3 protein-coding genes are annotated in these 2,944 nt (G+C 70.8%); 1 reads left to right on the top strand and 2 read right to left on the bottom strand.

Annotation, left to right across the window (positions count from 1 at the left end; genetic code table 11):
- Nucleotides 1-2,094: helix-turn-helix domain-containing protein (locus ACFZCY_RS19795; protein WP_391174473.1), on the bottom strand; the 2,094-nt coding region annotated here is incomplete at its 3' end.
- A gap of 122 nt (nt 2,095-2,216) precedes the next feature.
- Here ACFZCY_RS19795 and ACFZCY_RS19790 point away from each other — a divergent pair.
- Complete coding sequence (locus ACFZCY_RS19790) at nt 2,217-2,414, top strand: hypothetical protein (protein WP_391174471.1); 198 nt, start codon at nt 2,217-2,219, stop codon at nt 2,412-2,414.
- Nucleotides 2,415-2,692: 278 nt separating this feature from the next.
- On the opposite strand, the gene ACFZCY_RS19785 is transcribed toward ACFZCY_RS19790, so the two are convergent.
- The coding region (locus ACFZCY_RS19785; RefSeq protein ID WP_391174468.1) for a transposase at nt 2,693-2,944 on the bottom strand (252 nt) is incomplete at its 5' end.

Raw genomic sequence — 2,944 nt, 5'->3', positions numbered from 1 at the left:
GGCCTCCTCCCGGATCTCGGCCAGGCGGTACAGGGCGCGGGTGTTGCCGTGGTCGGCGGCCTGCCGGTAGAGGGTTTCGGCGCCCTCCCGGTCCCCCTCCTTCCGCATCAACGCCAGGAAGCACAGGACGTCGGTGTCGCCGTGGTCGGCGGCCTGCTGGGCGACGGTTTCGGCGCCTTCCCGGTCCCCGGCCGCCTCCCGCTGCATGAGGCGGTACAGGGCGTCTTGGTGCTCGCGCGACTGCCGAGCCGTCGGGGTTTCGGCGCGCGCCGGATGTATGACCGGGAATTGCAGGGCGTCGGGGTGGTTGGCGGCATGCCGGGCCAGGGCTTCGGCGCCCTTCCGGTCCAGGGTTTTGGCGCCCCTCCGATCCCCGGCCTTCCCGCGTCGCCGGACTATAACGATCAGGGCGAGGGCATCGCCGTGGTTGGCAGCCTGCAGGGCCAAAGTTTCGCCGCCCTTCCGGTCCCCGGCCTTGTCCCGCATCAGCGCCAGTTCGCTCAGGGCGTGGGGTTCGCCGGCGTCGGCGGCCTGCCGGGCCAGGGCTTCGGCGCCCTCCCGATCCCCGGCCTCCTCCCGCCGCACGGCCAGGCGGACCAGGGCGTCGGTGCTGCCGTGTTCGGCAGCGCGGTGTTGGAGGTGGTGGGCCCATTGCAGGCGGTGCCGGGCTTCGGCTGCCCGGGCGAGGTTGTCCAGGTCGTCGGGGTGGGCGAGGCGGGCGTGGGCGGCGTACCAGAAGGAGGAGGGCGGGCACAGGTGTGCGCGGGTGGTGCGGCCGTGTTGTTCGAGGTAGTCGGCGAGCCGGAACACCGGCCCCGCCAGCCGCGGGGACGGCGAGGCCGCATCTGTGGAGGGAGTGGGTGGGCGTCGTGGGGGTCGGGGAGTGGTACGGCGCAGGGGGGCTTGTTTGCCGTGGACCAGTTCAGCGAGTTCGGTGAAGGCGGCTTCGGCCCAGTTGTCGGTGAGCTGGTCGTAGTCGGTCTGACTGAGGTAGTCGGGGGCGGCGTCGGTGAGGAAGGCCTGCGGGAGATGGAGGCCGACGCCGAGACGGCGCGCGTCCATCGCCGCTTCCAGCAGCGCTTTGGCGGCCGGGCTTGCGTGCTGGTAGCGGGTGAGGAGTTCGGGGGCACCGGCCAGGTCCTGGGTGACCCGCCCGTCGGTGTGGGCGCGGGTGAGGGCGTCGGCCAGCAGCCGGTCACCGCCCTCGGCGAGGGCGGCCGCCGCGGCCAGGGCCCGGGCGTCGAAGGAATCCGGGACGGTCAGAGTGCGGCCGGAGAGTAATTCCCGTGCCCGGCTGTGCGGATCTTCCTTGCCCGGTGCGGGCAGGGTCGTGTACTGGTGGGCGTATTCGGGCCAGAGTGTGCCCAGCACGAGGACCGGCCCGCGCTCTGGGCTGACCAGCAGGTGGTGCACGGCCGCCGCGATCCGCTCACCGGCGGTCCGGTTCCCAAGGTAGTGCTGGGCCTCGTTCAGCCACACCACGGTGCGCGGCTGGACACGGTGCAGGTCCTCCAGGGCGGCCTCGGCCCGGGTCGGGTCGAAGGGATGCCACAGCCGCCATCTCTTCTGCGAGAGCGGCTGGACGGCTTCCCAGCAGGCCCGGGTCTTCCCGGTCGACGAGGTGCCCACCAAGACCACGATCCGACTGCGGCCGGCCGCCGCATCCCTCACCGCCTCGTCCAGCAGCCGGTCATGGTCGCGCCGCACGTACCCGGGCAGCGCCCGTGTCCCGGGCGCATCCGAGCCGTCAACTACCTTGCTGTGCCCGGCTGGATGGACCTCCAGATCGTGCGGTTCCCACTCCCCGATCAACCTGCCGGGCCCTGGCCGTTCACCGCCCCCGCCTCCGGCCGCGTCCCGCTGCAGCGCCAGTAACTCCTCGACCGGCAGCTTCAGCGCGCGGGCCAGCGCCGCCACGGTCTGCGCCGAGGGCACCGGTCCGTCGGTCTGGAAGGCCTCCGACACGGTCGTACGCCCCAGCCCCGCCCGTCTGGCCAGATCTGTCTTGTTCAGCCGCACGCGGACCCGTCCGTCATCCAGCCTCCTGCGCAGTTCGGTGAGTGCCGGAACGTGGCCGTTCTGCTCGTCGCGCACCTGCTCACCCCCGGGCCGTGATGTGTTCGCCGGTGTTCATCTTCGTCCGTCCGAACCCCGGCGCACACCACTCCTACGACCTTCGTCTACGTCAACACCCCACCGAGTAACGGGAGTCTGCCGTGACCGTCGCCGTCGTCCTCCTCGCCACCGCACTCCTGATCGTCGTCGCGCTGCTGGCCGCCGCCGGCGCGGGCAAGCTCGCCCGCATGGACGGCGCCACCTACCCCGCCGCTCTCACCCGCGCCGCCGTCACCTTCGCCGCGGTCATCACCCTCACCGCCACTGTGGCCAGCGCCATCGCCACCCTCCTGACCTGACCGTCATGCAATCGCAGGCCATCGACCCGACTGCGCTCAACTACTTGCCAGATATGCCTGAAACTCGCAGACCTGAGCTGACCTGCGCTGGGGGCCCAGGAGTACTAAATAATGACAGTGGACGGCCTCACGATGGTGCAGAGGTCCGAGCGGGACGCGCGGCGCTTTGCGGCCATGTTGGAAGAGGCGGATCAGACCCCGGCGCCACCGGCTGTAGCGGCCACTTTGCACCGTGGGTCAGAGATAGGACACCGGGGCCTAGGAGTTGTCGTCAAATGTCACGCCCACATCAGGAGCGATGCGAGGGTGACGGCTGCTTGGTAGGACACGGCGGTCTTGTCGTAGCGGGTGGCGATCCCGCGCCACTGCTTGAGGCGGTTGAAGCACCGTTCGACGACGTTGCGCTGTTTGTAGAGCTGCTTGTCGAAGGTCGGCGGGCGTCCGCCATGGCTGCCGCGTCGGAGCCGGTTGCGTATCTGGTCGGACCGTTCCGGGATGGTGTGCCGGATGTTCCGTCGCCGCAGCCAGGT

The organism is Streptomyces sp. NPDC007983 (genome assembly GCF_042958345.1).
Lineage (GTDB): Bacteria > Actinomycetota > Actinomycetes > Streptomycetales > Streptomycetaceae > Streptomyces.
Note: the sequence above shows the minus strand (reverse complement) of the source record. Positions and strands in the feature narration are given on the sequence as shown.